A 24306-nucleotide genomic window follows, 5' to 3' on the forward strand; every position below is an offset into this window, starting at 1 on the left:
GTAAAGTGTTCCTTATTGAGCGGTATGTGATCCGCGTGACAAAACAGGAAAAAAGAACCATGAGCAAAGTATTAGTACTGAAATCAAGTATTCTTGCTGGTTATTCACAGTCTGGCCAGCTGGCAGACCACCTGGTTTCCGAATGGAAAGCGGCCCACCCTGGCGATGAAGTGACCGAGCGCGATCTGGCCGCTAACCCAATCCCGGTACTGGACGGTGAGCTGGTTGGCGCACTGCGTCCATCCGATGCCGCACTGACCCCGCGTCAGCAGGAAGCGCTGGATCTGTCCAACGAACTGATTGCTGAACTGCAGGCCCATGACACCATCGTGATCACGGCGCCAATGTACAACTTCAATATCCCCACTCAGCTGAAGAACTACTTCGACCTGGTGGCCCGTGCTGGCGTGACGTTCCGTTACACCGAACAGGGTCCTGAAGGCCTGATCAAAGGCAAAAAAGTCGTGGTTCTGTCAAGCCGTGGTGGTATCCATAAAGACACCCCAAGCGACCTGCTGACCCCTTACCTGACCCTGTTCCTTGGCTTCCTGGGTCTGACTGACGTGCAGTTCGTGTTTGCGGAAGGTATCGGTTACGGTCCTGAAGTGGCAGCGAAAGCCGCCAGCGATGCGAAAGCGGTGATTTCTCAGATCGTGACTGCCTGATTACCCGAAAAAACAGGTTGAGCTAACCCTCCTCAACCTGCGCGGTGGCACTGTGTCGGTGCCGCCGCTACTTCTTCAACCACTGACCGTTTATTCCTCGTACATATTCCCCTGATTTCGCTCTCTCAACCAGTTTGGAACCCGCAATACTGGCAACGTCGCGCGTGGTCATATTATTTTGCTGCGCCAGCATCTGATATTGACGTGTACGCCCCTCATTAATCTGTTTAACCAGCGTGAGGGTTTCCGCATCCTGCTGAACCGCCGCAATGTAGCCATTCAGCGTTTCACCCACACGTCCCTGTTGGCGGGCTTCATCCAGCGTCAGCGCCATCACAGCAGGTGACAGCAGCAAACAACCCAGCAATATACCGCAGTTAAGTCGTTTCATATGCCCCGTCCTCAGAACAGACCACTCTGGGTTTTTAATAACGCTTCAACGTCCTTATCCACTTTGATATGAATTTCATGCTCGATTTTTACATTCATATTAATGGTGATCGGCTCTTTTGGGGCGGCCACTTCAATGCGCGGGATACACCCGCAAAGCAGCATCGTTCCACCCGTTATCCAAAGGCTACTGAGGGGTTTCATCACTGTTTTCCTTTTGCGACGGCAAGGTGGCATTCTGTTCCACCCAAGATTGCAGGTTATCGCCAAAGCGCAGACTGCGCCACAGTTGGAACAAATTTTCCTGCTGGCTGTAGTTCAGCGATACGCGTTGATTTCTGTTGCTGAAACGGCTGGTGCCATCGACTTTAGCGGTCATGTTCATCACGCCTAAATTATCGAGATCGATTGTTGCCCAGCTTCGGGAAATTTCCATATAACGCAGCCAGTCGATGGCAGCCCCGGCGGCAAAATTATTACGACTGATGGCATCGGCCATGTCTTTATCCATACGCACGGTGAGTGGCCCGCTGTTAGCAACCCAGCCCTCTTTCACCAGCCAGTGTGAATTATTCAGCCACAGCGGCAACGCACCGTTGATGTAGCCCGACATCGCCAGCTGTTTAAGCTTCATGGTGGTGACCAGTTCGGACAAGCTCAGATGCGTGACATGGATCGTGGCTGCCTCCGTTTGTGGCATCTGCAAGCTGGCCATACTCAACTGCCCGCCGAGCAGCTCAAGGTTCACGTTACTCAGTGTGAGCGGCTGCCTGTCACTCCAGGGATACCAGCCCTGAAGATCGGCCGTGACATTGTGCATCGCAAACTGGTTGTTAATCTTTTTTATCCGTAATGATACGGGCCCGTGAGCGCCGAAATACCAGCGATGAGATTCCAGGCGGAAAGGTAGCGAGAAGTCGATACCCTCAAATTCATTATCCGGCAGTAGCACGCTGCCATTGCTCACCAGCCAGTGACCACCGGCTTTCAGCCCCTGATCGCTGGCCGCAGAGAAAGCCACCTGAGCTTTTAACATGCCCCCCTGAATCGCCAGTTTCAGCTCCGGACTGATCAGCGGCTGAAACACGTTTAATGGCTGTTCCGGCCACCACATTTGACCACGCAGACGTTCTCCATCCCAGCGGCCCCGTACCTGAACCGGGCCAATTTTCTTCGCCTGCAAACTCCCCTTGTACAGAAACGCCTCCGGGTCGCGCCCTTTGACAGTCAGTGTCAGGGTCGATGGGGGCAAATAGCCGCCGCTACTGAAGTGCGTCTCCCTGGCGTTCAGGCTTAATTGCCCGTTGAATGAGGGTGACTCAGGGTCACGTTGCCAGCGAACAGGCTGGTCCAGCGTTAATCGTGGGGCATCCATCGTGACGCTGCCATAGGCAAGATGATCAAACCCGGTCGACAGCGAGGTTAATTCAATCAACCGATCCTGCCAGCGTCCCTGACCTTTGACATCCCATTTTGCGTTCAGCGGGGCCAGATAACCATCCCCCCAGTAACGCCATAACCACGTGCCTTTGTCCGGCCAGAAGTCACTGGCCCGTCCGTCCAGATGCAGGCGAAACCGCCCCATTTCGCGATCATGAGCACTGAGGATCGCCTGTAGGCGCCCATCAATACCGGCAGAAGAAAGCGAGACGCCCGCCAGCGGCCAGCGTGCTTCATCCACTTCCAGGGTGGAGAGCAACCGCCCTTTCATACGCAGTAATGCACCCGGCCGCATCACTATCTGTGGGTCAAGCATCGGCCCACGTAACTCTCCCGGCAAGCCGGCAAAGAATTGCAGGCTGTCGAGTTTGGTCTCTCCTGTCAGCCGGAACGGCAGCTGACTGTTCTGCCAGTCCAGATTTCCCGGTCCCAGCGTTAATACCACATTACCTTTCCCGCCACGTCCCTCGGTCAGCATATTAAAGCGGCCGTTTAGTTCCGTGGCGGGTAACCCCTGCTGCCAGCCTTTTGCCGTCAGCGCGAAACCACCAGAAAGCGGTTGCACCGCCCAGGGCCAGTTCCACTGCCCCTGTTGCACCACGATGTTCTCACGAGTGATGTTCCAGGGCAGCGTTAACAGCGGTTGTTTTTGATCCTTCGCGGTCACGACCAACGTGCCGACCTGCTGCTGCCAGTCAAGGCGCAGATGCAGCGGTTCAGGGACACTATCCAGCGCCAAATCGCCCTGTAATGCACCACCTTCAGGTAAGGAGTCAGGGATGCGCGGTAACGTCAGCGTGCCGCTCAGGCTCACGGGCTTCGGCACGCCAGGTGCCTGAATGTTCAATGATGTGAGCGTCAGCTGCTGTCCGTTGAGTTCGGCATCCAGTGACAGGTTTTTTCCCTGATAGTGCAGGTGCTGACGTTGAGGGTCGAGATTAAGCTGAAGCTGCCCGGCCCAGTTCTGCCAGGGCGTAATCGTGAGTTGCCGGAGAGTGACGTTGGCGGCGGGAAGCATCTGCTGCCATTCTGCCAACGTACGTGGTGCATCGTGATTGTCGGCACTGGTAAGGTTAGCTGCGCATGAAGTATCCACGGTGGCGTCATCGACAATCAGTTGCCAGCGGCTCTGGTGGTAACTGAGCGCCACGCCTTTTACGCTCGCCAGCTCGCAGTCTCCCACCCGATAATGCACACCCGGCAGGCGTAACGCGCCCTGATGCCAGCCGGGGTTACCGTCAAGGACGACGGAAGTTTTTGCGGGCAGCCAGAGGCCGGCCAGTCGCGGCAGCCACTGGGTAACAGTAAGAAGTATGCCGGTCAGCAGCAGGATAACTGCCATCAGCACAGCAAGCGCTATTTTCCAGCCCCGATTCATGGCGGTGACATCCTGTTCATTCCGTGATTATCCCTGAATGATGGCATGGAATCCCTGAAGGGTGAAGTTTTTCGCCTGTAATCAATCGATTCGCTGCTTTTAACACCAGCTAAACAGCGGTCCTCTCCCGCGTAGGGATAAATTATTGTTACACTGCTTTATCACTGACGCACGGCGAAAGGAAAAGGCGATGAAACTTGCGGTATATAGCACCAAGCAGTATGACCGGAAATACCTCACACAGGTCAATGAGGACTTTGGTTTTGAACTGGAGTTTTTCGACTTTTTGTTGAGTGAACGTACGGCGAAAAACGCCGTGGGCTGCGATGGCGTTTGCATTTTCGTCAACGATGACGGCAGCCGCAAGGTGTTAGAGGAGCTGGCCGAACTGGGCGTGAAGTTTGTTGCGCTGCGCTGCGCGGGTTTCAATAACGTCGATCTCGACGCGGCGCGTGAACTGGGTATTCAGGTGGTACGTGTTCCTGCCTACTCACCGGAAGCGGTGGCTGAACATGCGGTCGGCATGATGATGACCCTGAACCGCCGTATTCATCGCGCCTACCAGCGTACGCGTGATGCGAACTTCTCCCTCGAAGGGCTGATTGGTTTCAACATGCACGGACGTACCGCCGGGGTGATCGGCACCGGGAAAATTGGTATCGCTGCGATGCGTATTCTGAAAGGCTTCGGTATGCGTCTGCTGGCGTTCGACCCTTATCCAAGCCCGCAGGCACTGGAGCTGGGTGCGGAATATGTCGACATTAAAACGCTGTTTAGCCAGTCCGATGTCATCACCCTGCACTGTCCACTGACGGCGGATAATCATCACCTGCTGAACAGCAGTGCGTTTGCACAGATGAAAGATGGCGTCATGGTGATCAACACCAGCCGGGGTGCTCTGATTGATTCCCAGGCAGCCATTGAGGCGCTGAAGCAGCAAAAAATCGGCGCACTGGGCATGGATGTTTACGAAAACGAACGTGATTTGTTCTTTGAGGATAAATCTAACGACGTGATCCAAGATGATGTGTTCCGTCGTTTATCAGCCTGCCATAACGTCCTGTTTACCGGCCACCAGGCTTTCCTGACTGCGGAGGCCCTGACCAGTATTTCTGAGACCACGCTGGAAAATCTGCGCCGCCTTGAGAAAGGTGAACCTTGTGACAATGTGCTGACCGTGTAATCCACACGCGTACCCTGCACAACCCCGGCATAGCCAACCTCCCCGGCTATGCCTTTTCGCCTTTTATCCTGTAGAAAAAAAAGAGCTCGGTGGTGCTGGCATCGTTTTTTTTCGCGCCATTAGTATGTTGTAACTAATGCGGGGTGAAGCAAGCCGTAACGCCCACGTATTACTGGCCGTCAAGACCACGAATAGGTTTAACGGAGGACCAGGCACGGCACGACGGGCAATGCCAGTAAAGCGCATGAGCCGTAAAGCCGCACTTGTGGCACCGATAACGAGGTTTGGTTCGGATCTGCTCGCCGACCATATCGCGCAGCACCATCAGGCTATCTTTCGCACGGCCATCCTCGGCTTCCTGCAAGTTGAAATCCATCAGCCGATGGAAAACACGCATCGTTGGATGGCGCTGAAGCTGGCGGGTAATATAAGTTTGTGCAACCTCGGCGCCCTCTTCACGGTCAAGGATCCCCGCCAGGTAGAGTTCGGCTGCAGCACCGGTATTTTCTTCCACGCAGCGTTTAAGGTATTCGGACCAGGCCTGAGGCTGATTAAGATGTTCATAACAGCCTTCCAGCATCTCAAGCGTTTCACTGACCAACTCTTTATCCTGTTCGATTACCCGCTGCAAATGCACCACGGCTTTGGCAAACTCATTCTTCGCCATATGGATGCGGCCCATCATAATGGAGACGCGGGCACTGTTGCGGTCGGCTGACTCCCCTTTCTTCAGCAGATTCATGGCACGATCGAGATCATCACTGCTGATAGCCTGCAAGGCCAGCTCACAGTAGAAATGCGCGATTTCCATCTTCAGGCGATCTTTGCCCTGTTTCACCAGTCGTTCAGCCACTTCAATGGCATTCGGCCAGTCACTGGTGGCCTGGTGGATAATCAGCAGTTGCTGCAAGGCGCTGATGCGGAAATCCGTTTCGTCCACCAGCTGACCGAACATCTGTTCAGCGCGATCGTAGAACCCCGCAGCCATATAATCGCGGCCCAGCTGTTGGATCGCCAGCAGGCGCTGGTCGTAAGTGAGGGAGGCGCTTTCCATCAGTGCCTGGTGAATGCGTATAGCGCGATCGACTTCACCTCGGGAGCGGAACAGATTGCCCAGTGTCAGGTGCGCTTCCACCGTGCCACTGTCCTCTTTTAACATATCGAGAAACAGGTCGACGGCTTTGTCCTGCTGGTTAGAGAGCAGGAAGTTCACCCCGGTCACATAGTCACGCGACAGGCGGCTGGCTTCCTGTTGCTTATCCTGTTGCGCACTTCTGCGCCCCATATACCAGCCATAGGCGGCAGCAATGGGAAGTAACAGAAACAGCAGTTCTAACATAAATGATTATTCCTTGACGGCAGGTGCCTGTGACGCTGTCACGGATGCCTCTGTCTGCCCCAGTTGCTGCTGAAGACGTTTAAGTTTACGTTGCGTATGTGCCAGTGATACCCGCACACGCAGCCAGAACAATCCACAAATCGCCCAGCCCAGTAAAAATCCAGCGGCAAACAGTGAAGCCAGCAACGTTGAAACACGGAACTCACCCTGCGCCAGCAGATAGTTAAACTTCACTACCTGGTCGTTGTGCGCGCCCAGCGTGACTGAAATGACGAAAATCGCCAGGACCACTAAAAAAATCAGCAAATATTTCACAGTTCATCCCATACCCTGGTGTTAACCAGATGAATTATGCCAAAAAAATCGGTCTGATGCTTGCATTGATGTCACGTGTTATTCCTCGCCCCATCACTTTTCCCTGCACTTCCTGCCATCAGGCAGCCATAAAAGAGCCGAACAAAAGATATGGGGACAGGATACCGTCTTTACAATCAGGAGGCCTCATTTTCCCGCTGCGCTATCTCCTGCTGCTCCTGCGGAGGCACCGTTAGAGGCCCACAGAACCGCTGAGCCAGCCAGGTTGCGAGGGTAATGAATAACCAGCTGATAAGCGTAGCGAAAACCAAATCACGCGGCCAGTGCATCCCCAGCACCAGGCGGCTACCCATTACCGCTATCGCCCAGCTCATCAGCAACACGATAGTGACGTAGCGCCTGCGTGGCCACAGCAGCCCCACGCCGAGCAACGCCCAACTGGCGGCAAACATGGTATGCCCCGAGGGGAAAGCAAAACCGGTTTCAAATGCCCAGTGTTTTTTTAGCCAGTCAGGTAACTGGCTATTCTCCGCAACGGCGGCGCTGACCATCTCACTGCGCTGTTTGCGTTTCTGGTCATAGAATTGCTGCTCATTAATACCGTACGTTTTCTCCAGCCACAGAACATAGGGGCGCGGCTCCTGTACATGTTCTTTAATCAGGCTTTTGGTGTACTGCCCGGAGAGCAGTGTGGCAATAATGATCCCCAGAAGAAATACCGCGGGTTTCCAGCGAAAGCGCAGGCACCAGAGGAACCAGCCGCAAAGAATAGCACTGGTCAGCGTCCCCCAGGGGCTGGTGACTGTTTCGGTAAACCAGAAGAGCAGCTTGTGCCCCCATCCCATTGACACAGGCTGCCAGTGCCAGCCTGACAGCATCACCCCGAGTGGCATCATCAACAATACCAGCATGCCCAGGGTGGTACGTTTGAGGATCTCTGCCATTTATCTTCCTTTCGAACCGTTATGTTCACGAGTTTGTTATAAGATTATCTTAAAAAATAATAACATAAGGATTGTTATAGTGATAATTCTGCGTTATTAAAACAATCGCTCTAACGTGTTAACTGCCACGCGATATGTTGTGGCAAAATAGGCACAATTGTTTGCGTCAGGCAACTGACACAGCGATATCTGATGATAGCGCAACACCTGAAGTTTCTGGAGAGTCACATGCAGCTTAAACGGGTAGCAGAAGCCAATCTGCCCACGCCTTGGGGGGATTTCCTCATGGTTGGTTTTGAAGAACTCGCCACCGGGCACGATCATGTCGCCCTGGTGTTTGGCGATATTTCCGACAGCAAACCTGTGCTGTCACGCGTCCATTCTGAGTGTTTGACGGGCGATGCATTGTTCAGCCTGCGTTGCGATTGCGGGTTCCAACTTGAAGCCGCCCTGGCGCAGATTGCTGAGCAGGGGCGCGGTATTCTGCTGTATCACCGTCAGGAAGGCCGTAATATCGGTCTGCTGAACAAGATCCGCGCTTATGCGCTGCAGGATAAAGGCTTTGATACGGTTGAAGCCAACAACCAGTTAGGTTTTGCGGCTGATGAGCGCGACTTCACCCTCTGCGCCGATATGTTCAAATTGCTGGGCATCCACGAAGTCCGCCTGCTGACCAATAACCCGCGCAAGGTTGAGATCCTCACTGAGGCGGGTATCAATATTGTTGAGCGCGTACCACTGATTGTGGGAAGAAACCCTAGCAATGCGCATTACCTGGATACGAAAGCCGCGAAAATGGGCCATCTGTTATCCAAATAGCCCTTCCGGGTTGACACTCTGGCGACCGGCATCATGCAGGTCGCCAGGGAAACACAGCGTGGGTTATTGCAACATATTGCGGATCACATAATGCAAGATGCCGTCATTCTGGTAGTACGTCAGCTCATTACCGGTATCGATACGGCAACGCGCTTCCATCACTTCCTGACGCCCATCAATGCGCGTCAACGTCACCTTCACCACGCATCCCGGTGTTAACTGCTTCAGATCCTGCACATCAATCTGCTCATCCCCGGTCAGCCCCAGCGTTTTACGCGTGACGCCTGATGGAAACTCCAGCGGCAAGATCCCCATACCAATAAGATTCGAGCGGTGAATACGTTCAAAGGATTCGGCAATCACCACCCTAACCCCTTGCAGACGTGGACCTTTCGCGGCCCAGTCGCGGCTGGAGCCCGAGCCGTACTCTTTCCCGGCGATCACCGCCAGCGGAATGCCAGCCTGCTGATAACGCATGGCGGCATCATAGATCGCCATCTGCTCATCGCCAGGAATGTAACGCGTCATTCCCCCTTCCACGCCCGGTACCATTTCGTTACGAATACGGATATTGGCAAAGGTGCCGCGCATCATCACTTCATGGTTACCACGGCGTGAGCCATAAGAGTTGAAATCCGTTCGCTCGACGCCGTGCTCCAGCAGGTAACGTCCGGCCGGACTGTCGGCTTTAATGCTCCCTGCCGGTGAGATATGGTCTGTGGTCACCGAATCACCGAGCATCGCCAGAATGCGTGCACCCTGAATGTCCTGAACTGGCTTCGGTTCTCTTTCCATATCATCGAAGAAAGGCGACAGCCGGATGTAGGTCGAACTGCCATCCCAGTCATAGGTCGCGGCTTCACTGACCTTGATCTGCTGCCATTCCGGGGTGCCCTCGAAGACTTCGGCATACTCTTTATGGAACATATCGGTAGAAACCATCTGCACGGCTTCGGCGATCTCTTCCGGCGAAGGCCAGATATCCTTGAGATACACTGGATGACCTGCTGCATCTTCGCCAAGTGGCTCCGTTTGCAGATTCAGGGTCATATTACCTGCCAGCGCATAGGCCACGACCAGCGGCGGTGACGCCAGCCAGTTGGTCTTCACATAGGGATGGATGCGTCCTTCGAAGTTTCGGTTTCCCGACAGCACCGCGCCGACGGTCAGATCGCCCTGTTTGATCGCGGATTCGATCTCATCCGGCAGCGGGCCGGAGTTACCGATACACGTCGTGCAACCATAACCGACCAGGTTAAAACCGAGTTTATCGAGATAAGGCGTCAGGCGCGCAGCGGCAAGATAGTCAGACACCACTTTGGAACCTGGCGCAAGAGACGCCTTTACCCAGGGCTTAGGAGCAAGCCCCAGATCCACCGCTTTTTTCGCCAGCAGACCCGCCGCCATTAATACACTGGGGTTGGAGGTATTGGTACAGGAGGTGATCGCGGCAATCACCACCGCGCCGTCATCCAGCTGATACTGTTGATGGGTTTTACTGTCCAGGTAGCTGACGGTTTTGTGGGCTTTCTGCGCGTGATTCACTTCCAGTTCATTACTGGCGCGGAAGGCCGCCGGGACGTCGCCCAGTGCGACACGGTCCTGCGGGCGCTTCGGCCCGGCCAGGCTGGATTCGACTTCCCCCATATCCAACGCCAGCGTGCTGGTAAAGACCGGTTCATCACCGGTATTGCGCCATAATCCCTGCGCTTTACTGTAAGCCTCAACAAGCGCTACCTGCTGCGTGCTGCGCCCGGTCAGTTTCATATAGCCCAGCGTTACGGCATCCACCGGGAAGAACCCGCAGGTCGCACCGTACTCCGGGGCCATATTGGCAATGGTGGCACGGTCGGCCAGCGGCAGATCATCCAGCCCGTCGCCGTAGAATTCAACAAATTTACCCACTACGCCGTGCTTACGCAGCATCTGCGTTACGGTCAGCACCAGGTCAGTGGCGGTGATACCCGCTTTCAGCTTACCGGTCAGTTTGAACCCGACCACATCCGGGATCAGCATTGACACCGGCTGTCCCAGCATCGCGGCTTCCGCTTCAATCCCGCCAACGCCCCAACCCAGCACGCCCAGCGCATTAATCATTGTGGTGTGTGAATCGGTCCCCACCAGCGTATCGGGGTAAGCCACCTCTTTTCCATCTTGTTCTTCATGCCAGACGGCCTGACCCAGGTACTCCAGATTAACCTGGTGACAAATACCCGTCCCCGGTGGCACCACGCTAAAACGATTAAAGGCCTTCTGCCCCCAGCGCAGGAAGACGTAACGTTCATGGTTACGCTCCATTTCCAGACGCACGTTTTCTTCAAACGCATCGTCATCACCAAAGTGGTCAACCGTTACCGAGTGGTCAATGACCAGATCAACCGGCGACAGCGGGTTCACCCGGGCGACATCGCCACCCAGCCGTTTCACCGCCTCACGCATGGCGGCAAGATCAACCACAGCAGGCACGCCGGTAAAGTCCTGCATCAGGACACGTGCCGGGCGATAGGCAATTTCGCGGTCAGCATGCGCATTTTTCAGCCAGCCGGCCAGTGCATGGATGTCCTCATCGGTTACAGAGTCACCGTCCTGCCAGCGCAGTAGGTTTTCCAGCAACACTTTCATTGATTTCGGCAGGCGTGAAATATCGCCCAGTTCAGCCTCAGCCAGGTGAAGACTGTAATACTGGTAACGTTGCTCGTGGACAGACAGTACATCCTGACTGAGTTGGCGTAGGGTCGTCGACATTGCTCCTCCATTGCGTATTATTTTAACATTTACCTTAAGTCACCGGAGCCGTGCTGCGGGGATAAAAGGTAAAACCTTAGTAAGCACAAGGTTTGTTTAAACATAGCACAAGCGAATCGCAACGATTTGATAACAACACTAATTGACAACAGCTGAAACAAACTGAAATTAAAATACAAAAACGCCCCGCTGTACTGGCCAGCGAGGCGTTATTTGTTATTACGCGGGTGATGATTAAATAGTGCGATTAACGCACCATCATTCCAATCCATACCGCGCTGGTCCAGAACAATGCTGAGAATGTCCAGGTGCTGAACCAGGTAATTTGGGTTAAGTTCATGTTTATACTCCTGCAGGCCATCTCTGACCAAAACGTACCACATTAAACACTCTGCATTTAAAGCGAGGGTTTTACCGTTAAATGATGGGTTTAGCATCAAAAATGGGCGTCAAGATGCCCTGGCCAGTGAGTCGGCCTGAATGATAATTAACGCTGTTTTAATTTTGATTCTCAGCAAAACGCCGAGTGAATTTTAATAACTGCTTTATTTAACTTTCTTCTCTTCGAACATTGACTCAATAAAATTGCGCTGCAGGTCATTCAAATCCCATGATGCCGGAATGGCGTCCTGAGCCTTGTTCTTGCCCTTACAGAAACGATCGTTCGTTTTGCGGACTTGCTGTGCTTTTTGCTCTGGCTGTCTCAGGTACATTGTTATCCCCATATACGCCATACGAATAAGCCAACCACTCCCCAAAACAGGGCTGAAGCAGCGAATACCGTCATCCAGGCTTTGCGTTTCAGATTGCTGTTACGCTCAACCTTGATGGTTTTGTCCCCGAAGCCGGGTTGTACAGATAATCTAGTAGCCATAGTTTTTGATAATCACTCTCATTAAAACGATTGTTTGAACCAATCAGAAATTAGGATGAATCCTAAACATTCTCTGTTGCAAAATCCAGTAATTTTTATTGAACAAAACGATTAACAGGATTAATCATCCATGAAGAAGATTAATTAAAAATGCTCACTCAACTCAGTCTCATTAATTATCACTTAACACAAATTAAGAACACCGAGTTCCATTACAGGTCCATTCTAAATTAGAGTTTTCTTTACTCCTCCTTTCGTTGCAGCTGTTCTCACCTGCTTTTAACTAGAGTATGAGAATCATCCTAACTGAGCGCAAAGGGGGACAATGAAAACTGTGTACTGTTTCTCATTTAAGAAATAACAATAGGAGAACATGTGATACATCTTTCATTTACGAAAAAATAATCAAAGGACATTAACGAATGGGGTGCCAGCTGGCATCAATGGAAAAAAAAAGAGCCGCAAAGCGGCTCCGGACAGGTTTTTTCATCACCTGAGTGATTATTTTGCGGGCAATTTTATATCTTTAAACATCGCTTCAATATCTTCATTCGAACGCAAACCTACAGCAGTATCAACAACATCGCGCGTCAGATGTGGGGCAAAACGTTGAATAAAGTCATACATATAGCTGCGCAGGAATGTGCTGCGACGGAAACCGATTTTGGTCGTACTGAAGCTGAATACATCGGTTGCTTCGATACGCACCAGGTCCGGATCGGACACCGGATCGACCGCCATGCTGGCAATCACCCCAACGCCCAGTCCCAGCCGGACGTAGGTTTTGATCACGTCGGCATCGGTCGCAGTAAAGACAATACGCGGGGTCAGCCCGGCACGGTTGAATGCGGTATCCAGTTCTGAGCGGCCCGTAAAGCCGAAGGTGTAGGTCACTAATGGGTATTCTGCAAGTTCCTCAATGGAGACTTTGCTCTTCGCTGCGAGGGGATGATCGGGCGTGACGACGATGGCACGGTTCCAGTGGTAACACGGTAACATGATCAAATCGTCGTAAAGGTGCAGCGCTTCGGTGGCAATCGCGAAGTCGGCATTGCCTTTTGAAACCGCCTCTGCGATCTGCGTAGGCGATCCCTGATGCATATGCAGGGAGACGCGCGGATAGCGCTCAATAAACCCTTTAATCACATTGGGCAAAGCGTAACGTGCCTGCGTATGCGTAGTGGCAACGTACAGAGAACCCTTATCTGGCCAGGTGTGCTCTCCGGCGACAGATTTAATCGCATCCACTTTCGATAACACTTCTCGTGCAATGCGGATGATCTCCTGCCCGGCAGGCGTCACCTGAGTCAGATGTTTGCCACTACGGGCAAAAATCTGAATGCCAAGCTCATCCTCCAGCATACGTACTTGCTTACTGATGCCCGGTTGCGAGGTATACAGCCCTTCGGCCGTTGAAGAGACGTTGAGATTGTGATTCACCACTTCAACGATGTAGCGCAGCTGCTGCAATTTCATTTTTCGTTCCATCCAGGGTTTGAAACAATGCGCCGAAAACCGAGCAACAGTGTTCAACTCTGTGGCTGGCGCTCTAATCAGGCAATCGCTCTAATGCAATTAGATAATAAGAAAGGGGTTATCTATAACAACTATATCAAAAATGTGGGATATGTATAGCACAGCCAGGGGAATTCATCAGCGGGAACAGAAGAAAAGAAGGTGCGGGGGCAGCGATGACAGGCCGCCCCCGACGGGGATAATTCACGCAACGTTACTTCTTGGTGACTTCCCATTTACCATCAACAAAGAAAGCAGACCAGCCAGTGGCTTTTCCGTCTTTTTCTGTGCTGACGTACTGCTGTTTTGTTTTGCGACTGAAACGCACGACGGCTTTGTTACCTTCTTCATCGGTCGCTGGCGCATCGGCCAGGTAACGCAGTTTTTCCGGCAAACGGTCGCGGAAGCGTTGCAGCTCTTCCACCTGCGGCGCGCGGGTCTCACGCGATTTAGGGAACGTATTGGCCGCGAGGAATACACCAGCAGCACCATCACGTAGAACGAAATAAGCGTCTGACTTCTCACACGGCAACTCAGGTAACGGCACCGGATCTTCTTTCGGTGGCGCGACTTCGCCGCTGCGCAGAATTTTACGCGTATTTTTGCAATCGTCATTGGTGCAGGACATGTACTTACCAAAGCGACCCATTTTCAGGTGCATTTCGGAACCACATTTCTCACACTCAACGATCGGACCGTCATAACCTTTGATGCGGAACTCGCCCTGCTCGATCTCATAACCATCACATTCTGGGTTGTTACCACAGACGTGCAGCTTACGCTGAGGGTCGATCAGATAGCTGTCCATCGCAGTGCCACATTTCTGGCAGCGGCGACGGGCGCGCAGTGCGTTCGTTTCCGCGTCATCACCTTCGAGAATATTCAGTACTTCATTCTCAGGAATCAGGTTAATGGTCTGCTTACAACGCTCTTTCGGCGGCAACGCATAGCCAGAGCACCCGAGGAATACCCCGGTGCTGGCAGTACGGATACCCATCTGGCGGCTACAGGTTGGGCAGTCAATTGAAGTCAGGACCATCTGATTAGGCTGCATACCGCCTTCTTCAGGATCTTTCTCTGCCTGCGCCAGTTGATCGCTGAACTCACTGAAGAACTTATCCAGCACGGCTTTCCACTGGGCCTCATTCTTCGCGACTTTGTCGAGGTTGTCTTCCATGTGCGCGGTGAAGTCATAGTTCATCAGCTCACGGAAGTTCTCTTCCAGACGGTCGGTAACGATCTCACCCATTTTTTCCGCATAGAATCGACGGCTTTCTACCTTCACATATCCACGATCCTGAATGGTCGAGATAATAGAGGCATAGGTAGAAGGACGGCCGATACCGCGTTTTTCCAGCTCACGAACCAGCGAGGCTTCGCTGAAGCGGGCCGGTGGTTTGGTGAAGTGCTGGCTTGGCACCAGTTGCTGGAGACTGAGCTCACTCCCCACTTCCACAGCAGGCAGCACGCGATCTTCATCACCTTTACGCAGCGCAGCCATCACACGCGTCCAGCCGTCAAAGCGCAACGTGCGCCCTTTCGCCTTCAGTTTGAAATCGCCCGCTTCCACCGTCAGCGTGGTGGAATCGTATTGCGCCGGCATCATCTGGCAGGCAACAAATTGACGCCAGATCAGCTGATACAGCTTCTGCGCGTCGGTTTCCATATCTTTTAGCTGCTCAGACTGCACTTTCACATCCGATGGACGGATGGCTTCATGCGCTTCCTGGGAATTCTCTTTGCTGCTGTAGACGTTGGCGGCTTTCGGCAGGTATTTCGCGCCGAACTCATCTTCGATGTAGCCGCGCACCATGCCGACAGCATCCTGGCTCAGGTTGGTTGAGTCAGTACGCATATAGGTGATATGACCGGCTTCATACAGACGCTGGGCCATCATCATGGTTTTCTTCACGCCAAAGCCAAGACGGGTACTGGCCGCCTGCTGCAGCGTAGAGGTAATAAACGGTGCGCCGGGCTTGCTGCTGGTGGGCTTATCTTCACGATCGGCAACCACATAGCGGGCTTTCTCCAGCAGGCTGACAGCGGCGTAGGTCTGCTCGCGGTTTACCGGACGGAACGGTTTATCGCCCTGATGCGTCACCTGCATCGGCAAATCCACCCCTTTCGGCGTGGTCAGGTCCGCATTCAGATCCCAGTATTCTTCCGGAACAAACGCTTTGATTTCGCGCTCACGCTCAACCACCAGTCGAACGGCGACCGACTGAACACGGCCAGCGGAAAGACCACGTGCCACTTTTTTCCACAGCAGTGGAGACACCATGTAACCCACAACGCGGTCCATAAAGCGGCGCGCCTGCTGGGCATTAACACGGTCAATATTCAGTTCACCCGGCTTTTCAAATGCCTGGCGAATCGCATTCTTGGTGATTTCGTTAAACACCACGCGGCTGTAGCGCGATTCATCGCCACCGATCACTTCCCGCAGGTGCCAGGCAATGGCTTCCCCTTCGCGGTCAAGGTCCGTTGCGAGATAGATATGGTCAGCTTTCTCAGCCAGCGCCTTGAGTTCAGCGACAACTTTTTCCTTGCCCGGCAGGATCTGATAATTCGCATCCCAGCCGTGATAAGGGTCGACGCCCATACGGTTAACTAACGCCGTCTTTTCGTCTTTTTTGACCTTTTTGGTTGTTTTACTGGTTGTAGAGTCAGCGCTCTTTTTAACTGTTGATCCACTGGTCGGCAAATCACGGATATGGCCTACGCTGGATTTCACCACGAAGTCATTACCGAGATATTTATTGATCGTTTTGGCTTTTGCCGGGGACTCAACTATTACGAGAGCTTTTCCCATAGTTACCTTTACCTGATTAAAACATCCGAGAGTAAGTGTGCCGTTTTGCACTCGTCACATCGCGCACTAACGATAGGGTTATCGGGATAACAGATTCAACCCGGTTAACTTTTTATCCATTCCAACATAATAACGCACGTTGCAACCAGTTGATTAACGGTACTTTTTACAACCTGTTAAGCGAATCTCTAACAGAGCGTAAAGTCTGTTTTACGCCCGGAACCCGAAACGCCCACACTCTACCTGATAAAATCTGTTACGCAACTTAATTAGCATCAAGCCCCCATTTACGCCAGGAAAGGCAGCAAAAAGAGATAAATTTGTGCTATTCGCCGCAACGCCCGGGCACCACGAAGCACAGCATTTGTTCACTGAGACGACTGCCTTATAAAGGAAGAAAAAAACGATTTGCCTGCGGATATGATATTTGGATAATCAACCGATTGATAAAAGCGAGATTTTTCCGCTTGAACCCCTTTCTGGCGTTGATTACATTGACCCACCGGTCTACCGCCGCTGCTGCAAAAAAAAAGTGACCGGAGGCAGAGAATCGCTTCTCTTTTACGGATATCGCTGCGCTATCGATGTCCTGTTCAACACAAATGGAAACCACATGACCACCTTGATTTATCAGGATGAAAAATCCCACAAATTCTGGACCATTGTACAAAAACAACAGGAACTCCATCTCAGTTGGGGACGTGTGGGAACTCAGGGGCAAAGCCAGATAAAAAGCTTTGATGATGATGAACAGGCCAGAAAAGCGTGCGAGAAGCTCATTAAAGAGAAGAGCCGCAAAGGCTATCTGGCAGCAGGTGAAGATAAACAACAGAGCATCGCTTCTGCTGGCAGTGCAGCCTCAGTCCAGGCCGTGCCACCCGCAGCCGTGGCGCCAGCCAGTCCGAAAAAAACACCGTCCGCCGCGCCAACGGCTGACGAGCCTCTCACCGCTTCCCCCGTAGCCGCTCCCCTCAGCGCCGTCGTCAACCCTGCGGCACCGCTGTGGCTGACAGAAGATGATGCCATTACGCTGCCGCAGAAGCTGTCGGTACTGGCACTCAGCCACCGTGACAGGCCACTCCCGGCCATCGGTAAAGTCGAAGAACCCGCAGAACAGTTACGTCGTCTGAAGGTCTTGAGCCAGGAAACCAAAAAGAACGGCGGCATGGTCCTGGACGGCAGTCGCTGCGATAGCAGCTGGCAGCAGGCGTTCGCCATCGCGCAGGCCTGCCTCGCCGAGGCAAAACCGCTGCCGCAGGACTCCCCGATGGCCGCTGCGGCCCTGATGAAAATCAATCAGACCTATGCGGGGCGCGACACTTCGCTGCTGATCGATGCCATCGTGGCCAGCTATGGCCTGGAGTATGCCGTCGAGATGATCATCGCCAGCCTGCAGATTGGTCTCGACCGGGATTACCGCTCGCGCAACATCTCGTTTTATCCGGCGGATAACCCACCTGCGGGTTACCAGCAGAATATCGTTGATTATGAAATGCGTCTGCGCTGGCACCTCTCTGCGGCACAGCCAGACCTGTGGCAACGCTGCGCAGACCGCCTGGTCGCCGCCCTGCCGCTGATCCCACTCTGGCGTCAGCCGCTGGTGTCATTGCTGCTGCCTGAGCGGCCCGAACTGGCCGATGAAATCACCCTGCGTGCAGGACGCAACCGGGATCTGACGGCGCTGGAGTGGCTGAAAATGACCGCGACGGATGAGGATACCCTGCATGTACTGGAGTATTACCAGGCGTTAGAACTGTTTGATAGCTGGTATTACGGCGAAATACTGACCAGCACTGTGCTGCTGGAGCAGGGTGTGCGCGCGCTACCGCGCCTGGCGCCCTATGCTCACGGCGATCGCTGTGGCGAAGTGCTGATGCACATCAACCATCCGCAGGCACTCATGATGTTAATTGACGCTGCCGGTAAGGGAAAACGCAGCTATGAGCGCGCAGCAAAAGCCAGTAAACGCTTCCCTCACGCCGCGTTCGCGGCCCTGGTTCGTCTGCTGAACGGTAAAGAGGATGCGCTGTGGCGTAGTCAGCTTCATGCCCTGCTGCACACTCAACCGCAGCTGGCTGCTGAGGTTGCCCCCTGGCTCTCCGCAGAGGAACGCGCTTTGGTGGAGAGCAGTCTTGCGCAGCTGAACGTTAAAACCGACTGCGCCAGCGCGGAGATGTTACCGGCGATCCTCGTGTCACCGCCGTGGACCGTCAAAAAACAGGTCGGCACCATTCCGCAGTTGACGTTATCGGTGCAGCCTGTCGCGCCACAGTTCGACGGCGTGCCAGAAGACCAGCTGTCGATGTGGTCGAATCATCGTAAGCTCAAGGTGGAGGGTCTGAAGACAGAAGAGATCCTCGCGCGTTTTGGCTTCAATTCATGGAACCAGTCATTGCCAGACACAGCGGTGCAGGCCTATGACGAGGATAATTACAGTCAGCTTATTGCCGACTGGGCGACCAACCACTCGCATTACGCCAGTGACTGGAATCTCACTATTTTACCCGGGTTGCCGCGTGAAAAAGGCCTCAACCTGTGGAATGCGCTCAGTACGGAGCATCACACCGGTATTGCGCTGGTCATGGCACATTTCGGCCTGGACGGGCTGCCCGGCTTTATCAACAGTGTTGGCCGCCAGCCGCAGGAAGCGCTACCCGTCGCACTCTGCGTGGGTAGCACCGACCTCGCACCGCTGGTTTCACGGGCGTTTTCCAAACTGAAAACCCTGCGTGCAGAGGCGCGTAACTGGCTGCTGAAGTATCCGGAACATGCGGTAGCTGGCCTGCTGCCGGTGGCTTTCGGCAAAGCCGGAGAAGCGCAGGATCACGCGCGTCTGGCGCTGCGTCTGCTGCTGGATAACGGCTATCAGGAACTGCTGGAAGCGGTGGCTGGACGCTATGCGCAACCCGAGGTGCTGGCAGCGGTCAATGCCCTGGTGCAGCTTGACCCACTGGACGATTTCCCGGCGAAGCGCCCTGCATTGCCGGACTTCTGGCAACCCGTGCTGTGGACACGTCCTCTGCTCCATAACGGTAAAGCCCTGCCGGAGGATGCCCTGATGCACCTCGGCACCATGCTACGATTCCCGACGGAAAATGGCCTGTATCCGGGGCTGGTCCAGGTCAAAGAAGCCTGTACGCCGGACTCACTGGCGGCGTTTGCCTGGGATCTGTACACCGCGTGGATGGCCGCTTCAGCGCCATCAAAAGAGGGCTGGGCGTTCAGCACGCTCGGGCTGTTCGGCAACGATGATATCGCCCGTCAGTTAACCCCGCTGATCCGCAGCTGGCCGGGTGAATCCCAGCATAAACGTGCCGTTGCGGGTCTGGATATTCTGGCGGATATTGGCTCGGATATCGCGCTGATGCAGCTCAACGGCATTGCACAGAAGCTGAAGTTCAAAGCGCTGCAGGAGCGGGCGCGTGAAAAAATCAGCCAGATTGCTGAAAAGCGCGAACTAAGTGTCGCAGAGCTGGAAGACCGTCTGGCACCAGACCTGGGGCTGGATGACAATGGCTCATTGTTGCTTGATTTCGGTCCGCGCCAGTTCAGCGTCAGTTTTGATGAGTCGCTCAAACCTTTCGTACGCGACAGCAGCGGCAGCCGCCTGAAAGACCTGCCAAAACCGAACAAGAGTGACGATGCTGCGCTGGCGACGGATGCGGTGAATCGCTTCAAATTACTGAAAAAAGATGCGCGCACCATCGCCAGCCAGCAGATCGCCCGTCTGGAAAGCGCAATGTGCCTGCGCCGCCGCTGGACGGAAGCCCAGTTCATCCAGTTCCTGGTGGGTCATCCGCTGGTCGGTCACCTGACCCGCCGCCTGGTGTGGGGTGCCTATGATGCCGATAACCAGTTGCTGAGCTGCTTCCGCGTCGCGGAAGACAACAGTTACAGCACCGCAGACGATGACCTGTTCACACTGCCGCACAACGCTGTTGAAATCGGTATTCCGCATATTCTGGAAATGCCGCCCGAAGATGCCGCCGCCTTTGGTCAGCTGTTTGCGGATTATGAGCTGCTGCCCCCCTTCCGCCAGTTGGATCGTAACCGCTATCTGCTGACCGATGAAGAGCGTGAAGCCACCGATTTACAACGCTGGCAGGGCAGGCTCTGCCCAAGTGGACGTCTGGCCGGACTGACCAGCAAAGGCTGGCTGCGTGGCGTGCCACAGGATGCAGGATGGATCTGCTGGATGTTAAAACCCCTGGGGAACCTGACACTGGTACTGGAAATGGGTGAAGGCCTGGGCGTTGGCATGGCACCGGATGAATTTAACAAGGAGCAGTCGCTGGCAAGCATCTGGCTGTGGCACGGCGATGCCCACCAGTATGGCTGGGGCCAGCAGCACCCGCAAAAGCATCCGTTCTCACAACTGCATCCGATTACCGCCAGCGAGATGCTAAGTGATATTGATGCGCTGTTTGATTAATGCCTGAATCCGTTTGTTAAGGAAAGACCATGTCTGATGTATTGCAGCGGCCCCCGGCCGCGGTCCTTTACGCTGCGGAACTGGCGCGGCTTAAGCAGGATGACAGCGGCCCCCTGCCCCCCGGCTGGCAACTCAGTCTGCCGGCAGCACGGGCATTTATCCTGGGCGATGATGCCCGGGATATCAGTGCAAAAGTCGTCACGTCGATCGCCAGCGTTGAGCGCATGCTGGTGACGCTGGCCACCGGGCGCGGTCTGATGCTGGTCGGTGAACCCGGCACCGCAAAATCGCTGCTGTCAGAGCTGCTGGCAACCGCCATCAGCGGTGATGCCGGGCTGACCATTCAGGGCGGCGCATCGGTGACAGAAGATCAGATTAAATACGCCTGGAATTATGCCTTACTGATTAACCAGGGGCCATCAACTGATGCCCTGGTCCCGGCCCCGCTTTATCAGGGCATGCGTGAGGGTAAAATCGTACGTTTCGAAGAGATCACCCGCGCACCGCTCGAAGTGCAGGACTGCCTGCTTGGGATGCTGTCTGACCGCGTGATGACCGTGCCGGAACTGAGCGGTGATGACAGCCAGCTGTATGCCCGTGAAGGCTTCAATATTATCGCCACCGCCAACACCCGCGATCGTGGCGTTAACGAGATGAGTGCCGCGCTGAAACGCCGCTTTGACTTCGAAACCGTGTTCCCGATTATGAATTTCGAGCAGGAGCTGGCGCTGGTCTCTTCTGCGTCTGCACGTCTGCTGACGCACAGCGGCATCCCGCATAAAGTGCCGGATGACGTGCTGGAACTGCTGGTGCAAACCTTCCGCGATCTGCGCAGCGGTGGAGAGAAAAAAAGCGCGATGGACAGCCTGAACGCCATTATGTCGACGGCTGAAGCGGTCAATGTGGCACATGCGGTGGGCGTGCGCGCCTGGTTCCTGCAACAGCGCGCCGGTGAACCGGCTGACCTGGTTGACTGCATTGGTGGCACCATCGTCAAAGATAATGAAGACGATCGCGCACGCCTGCAACGCTACTTTGAGCAGCGCGTCGGTAACCGTAAAGAAGCGCACTGGCAGGCGTATTACCAGGCGCGTCACCGGCTGCCATGACCCTCCCGGCAACAGATCGTCCTCCAGTCACGATGCCCCCGGCCGGTGAACCGCTCATCCTCGGCATCCGCCACCACAGCCCGGCCTGCGCCAGGTGGGTTAAGCACAGCATCGAACAGCTACGCCCGGCCTGGGTATTGATTGAAGGCCCGGCGGATTTTAACCCCCGACTCGATGAACTGCGGCTGGCGCATCAGTTGCCGATCGCGATTTACGGTTACTGCCAGTTTCAGGATCACGATACGCCCGGTATCGGTGCCTGGACACCGTTTGCCGAATGGTCACCTGAATGGCAGGCACTGCTGGCCGCACAACGGCTGAAGGCCGAAACGCGTTTTATCGATGTGCCGATCTGGGCGCAGACAACCGACGATGACGAAGACGACAGCGACAGCGACAGCCAGCACTATCATCAGCGCCAGCAGGCGATGATGGCGGCCTGCGGGATGGAGAGCAGCGATGCGTTATGGGACCATCTGTTCGAAGATGACGATCAGCATAACGAACTCCCCCGCACGCTGGATCGGTGGTTTCAGCAACTGCGTGACGGTTGCCCTGGCAGCCCGCAGGATCGGCAGCGCGAAGCTTATATGGCTCGCTGGATCGCCTGGGCGATGGCACAGGATAACGGCCCGGTGCTGGTGGTCTGCGGAGGCTGGCATGCTCCAGTCCTTGCCCGTCTGTGGCGCAGCGTTTCAGATACCAGGGAACCCGGGCTGCCTGACCCACCCCTTACCGGTGCCGTCACCGGCAGCTATCTGACCCCCTACAGTGAAAAGCGGCTGGATGTGCTGGCAGGCTATCTCTCCGGGATGCCCGCGCCGGTGTGGCAGCACTGGTGTTGGCAATACGGGCTGCAACAGGCCGGGCAGCGTCTGCTGGAAACCGTTCTGACCCATCTGCGCCGCCAGCATCTGCCCGCCTCAACCGCGGATATGACCAATGTCGTCTCCATGGCGCGGGGGCTGGCGGCACTGCGCGGGCACCGGCTACCGCTGCGCAACGACTGGCTGGATGCGCTGGCGGGCAGTCTGATCAAAGAAGCCCTGCATACACCATTACCGTGGAGCTATCGCGGTCAGTTACAGGCGGGCACGGATCCGATTCTGATCACCCTGGTAGACGTGCTGGCAGGACATCGCTTTGGCGAACTGGCCGCCGACACACCACAACCCCCCTTACCCCAGGATGTGATACGCGAGCTTGCGCACGCCAGCATTACGCTCCCGTCCACCCTGACCCTTAACCGCTTTGATGCGGAAGGATTAGGGCAAAGTCAGGTGCTGCATCGCCTTGCGGTGCTGGATATCCCCGGCATTCTCTGCCAGCAGGGCCACACGCTGGCGCTTTCCGGTGACGGTGAAGAGCAGTGGACGCTGACCCGGCCGTTGCAGCAACATGCCGCCCTGATCGAAGCCGCACGCTATGGCGCCACGCTGATCGAGGCCGCGCGCAACCGTCTGGAATCCGCGATGGCCGGGGCCGATGACATTGCGTCACTGGCCGCCTGGCTGCAACGCGCCGCCCTCGCCGGGCTGTCCACATTCAGCCTGCAACTGCTCTCCCGGCTGGAGCAGCAGATCGCGCTGGAGAGTCAGTTTGAGCAGATGGGCCCCGCGATGGAGATCCTCTACGCGCTGTGGCGCCACGACACCTTCAACGGAATGCGCGACGCCGCCATCCTGCACACCACTCTACGGGCAGCGATAGACCGCACATTGTGGCTGGCGGAGTCGACCGGGCTGATTGATGCCACGCAGATCAATGCCCATCTGCACAGCTGGCAGGCACTGTGCCATATTTTGCGCGATGAGCAGAGTCACCCGCAGCCCGATCGCGCTCTGGTGCTGTTGCCGCGTGCGCTTGCCGTGCTGGAACGCCGCTGCCGTGCAGCGGAGGCGAGTGCGCTCAGTCGCGGCGCGGCGCTGGGTGCGTTAATTCGTCTTGAACATCCCAGCGCCGATGCAGAGGCGGCACTGGCGCTGCTGGCGGCACTGCCTCCGGCACGGCTGGGCGAGGCGCTGCACGGACTCATCGCGCTGGCACGCCACCAGTTGGCATCACATCCGGCCTTTGTGGCCGGGTTTAATCAGCAACTGATGCAGCTGGCGGACGATCAGTTTATCGCCGCCCTGCCCGATCTGCGTGCCGCACTGGCGTGGCTACCGCCGCGCGAACGGGCAGCGCTTGCACGTCAGGTGCTGGCGCATTACCAGCTCTCCCACTTGCCAGAACATCTGTTACAAACGCCGCTGCCGGATGCCTGTGCACCTGCCGATTTTCTTCGTCACCAGCAGCAGGAGCAGCGCGCCGTCGATGCGCTCCGCGCCTGGGGCATACTGTGAG

General features: G+C 55.1%; 17 protein-coding genes. 6 read left to right on the top strand and 11 right to left on the bottom strand.

Going from position 1 to position 24306, the window contains the following annotated elements:
- Window positions 1-59: 59 nt before the first annotated feature.
- Window positions 60-665, top strand: coding sequence for an FMN-dependent NADH-azoreductase (locus tag FY046_RS00425; RefSeq protein ID WP_133841921.1), 606 nt, complete (start codon window positions 60-62; stop codon window positions 663-665).
- A gap of 67 nt (window positions 666-732) precedes the next feature.
- Here the strand turns inward: FY046_RS00425 and FY046_RS00430 are convergent, their stop codons facing one another.
- The 3 genes from FY046_RS00430 to FY046_RS00440 are packed head-to-tail and all read right to left on the bottom strand — an operon-like array spanning window position 733 to window position 3873.
- A complete protein-coding gene (locus tag FY046_RS00430) occupies window positions 733-1056 on the bottom strand; it encodes a YdbL family protein (protein WP_446185586.1) in 324 nt (107 codons plus the stop codon).
- 11 nt (window positions 1057-1067) lie between these two features.
- Window positions 1068-1259 carry a YnbE family lipoprotein gene (locus FY046_RS00435; RefSeq protein ID WP_133841919.1) on the bottom strand — a complete coding sequence of 64 codons (192 nt, stop codon included), beginning with the start codon at window positions 1257-1259 and terminating at the stop codon, window positions 1068-1070.
- Window positions 1243-3873 (bottom strand): YdbH family protein, encoded by a 2631-nt coding sequence (locus tag FY046_RS00440; RefSeq protein ID WP_159336562.1) that lies wholly within the window; start codon window positions 3871-3873, stop codon window positions 1243-1245. The genes FY046_RS00435 and FY046_RS00440 overlap by 17 nt, the downstream gene beginning before the upstream one ends.
- Before the next feature lie 190 nt (window positions 3874-4063).
- Between FY046_RS00440 and FY046_RS00445 the strand changes: the two genes are divergently transcribed.
- The gene (locus FY046_RS00445; RefSeq protein WP_133841917.1) at window positions 4064-5056 is read left to right on the top strand and encodes a 2-hydroxyacid dehydrogenase; all 993 of its coding nucleotides are present in this window, start codon (window positions 4064-4066) and stop codon (window positions 5054-5056) included.
- 169 nt (window positions 5057-5225) lie between these two features.
- Here FY046_RS00445 and lapB read toward each other — a convergent pair whose 3' ends face one another.
- From lapB to pgpB, 3 genes are all read right to left on the bottom strand, one after another.
- Entirely contained in the window at window positions 5226-6395 is a 1170-nt protein-coding gene (gene lapB / locus FY046_RS00450) for a lipopolysaccharide assembly protein LapB (RefSeq protein ID WP_133841916.1), read from the bottom strand.
- A gap of 6 nt (window positions 6396-6401) precedes the next feature.
- Window positions 6402-6710, bottom strand: a complete 309-nt coding sequence (locus FY046_RS00455) for a LapA family protein (RefSeq protein ID WP_446185587.1) — start codon at window positions 6708-6710, stop codon at window positions 6402-6404.
- A 176-nt stretch (window positions 6711-6886) separates the two neighbouring features.
- The gene (gene pgpB, locus FY046_RS00460; protein ID WP_133841914.1) at window positions 6887-7654 is read right to left on the bottom strand and encodes a phosphatidylglycerophosphatase B; all 768 of its coding nucleotides are present in this window, start codon (window positions 7652-7654) and stop codon (window positions 6887-6889) included.
- A 228-nt stretch (window positions 7655-7882) separates the two neighbouring features.
- On the opposite strand from pgpB, the gene ribA reads away from it, so the two are divergent.
- Window positions 7883-8473 carry a GTP cyclohydrolase II gene (ribA, locus tag FY046_RS00465; protein ID WP_159336561.1) on the top strand — a complete coding sequence of 197 codons (591 nt, stop codon included), beginning with the start codon at window positions 7883-7885 and terminating at the stop codon, window positions 8471-8473.
- Window positions 8474-8536: 63 nt separating this feature from the next.
- Here the strand turns inward: ribA and acnA are convergent, their stop codons facing one another.
- The 5 genes from acnA to topA form a co-directional block, all read right to left on the bottom strand.
- Entirely contained in the window at window positions 8537-11218 is a 2682-nt protein-coding gene (acnA, locus tag FY046_RS00470) for an aconitate hydratase AcnA (RefSeq protein WP_171148412.1), read from the bottom strand.
- A gap of 545 nt (window positions 11219-11763) precedes the next feature.
- Window positions 11764-11931 carry an AraC family transcriptional regulator gene (locus FY046_RS00475; RefSeq protein ID WP_133841911.1) on the bottom strand — a complete coding sequence of 56 codons (168 nt, stop codon included), beginning with the start codon at window positions 11929-11931 and terminating at the stop codon, window positions 11764-11766.
- 2 nt (window positions 11932-11933) lie between these two features.
- A complete protein-coding gene (locus tag FY046_RS00480) occupies window positions 11934-12092 on the bottom strand; it encodes a YmiA family putative membrane protein (RefSeq protein WP_133841910.1) in 159 nt (52 codons plus the stop codon).
- Window positions 12093-12593: 501 nt separating this feature from the next.
- A complete protein-coding gene (gene cysB / locus FY046_RS00485; protein ID WP_062743153.1) occupies window positions 12594-13568 on the bottom strand; it encodes an HTH-type transcriptional regulator CysB in 975 nt (324 codons plus the stop codon).
- A gap of 253 nt (window positions 13569-13821) precedes the next feature.
- The gene (gene topA, locus FY046_RS00490) at window positions 13822-16419 is read right to left on the bottom strand and encodes a type I DNA topoisomerase (RefSeq protein ID WP_133841908.1); all 2598 of its coding nucleotides are present in this window, start codon (window positions 16417-16419) and stop codon (window positions 13822-13824) included.
- 613 nt (window positions 16420-17032) lie between these two features.
- On the opposite strand from topA, the gene FY046_RS00495 reads away from it, so the two are divergent.
- The 3 genes from FY046_RS00495 to FY046_RS00505 are packed head-to-tail and all read left to right on the top strand — an operon-like array spanning window position 17033 to window position 24305.
- A complete protein-coding gene (locus FY046_RS00495; RefSeq protein ID WP_446185588.1) occupies window positions 17033-20851 on the top strand; it encodes a DUF4132 domain-containing protein in 3819 nt (1272 codons plus the stop codon).
- A 29-nt stretch (window positions 20852-20880) separates the two neighbouring features.
- Entirely contained in the window at window positions 20881-21960 is a 1080-nt protein-coding gene (locus FY046_RS00500; protein WP_133841906.1) for an ATP-binding protein, read from the top strand.
- Window positions 21961-21992: 32 nt separating this feature from the next.
- Entirely contained in the window at window positions 21993-24305 is a 2313-nt protein-coding gene (locus FY046_RS00505; protein ID WP_446185786.1) for a DUF5682 family protein, read from the top strand.
- Window position 24306 lies beyond the last annotated feature (1 nt).

It is taken from the genome of Erwinia sp. 1181_3, assembly GCF_052824965.1.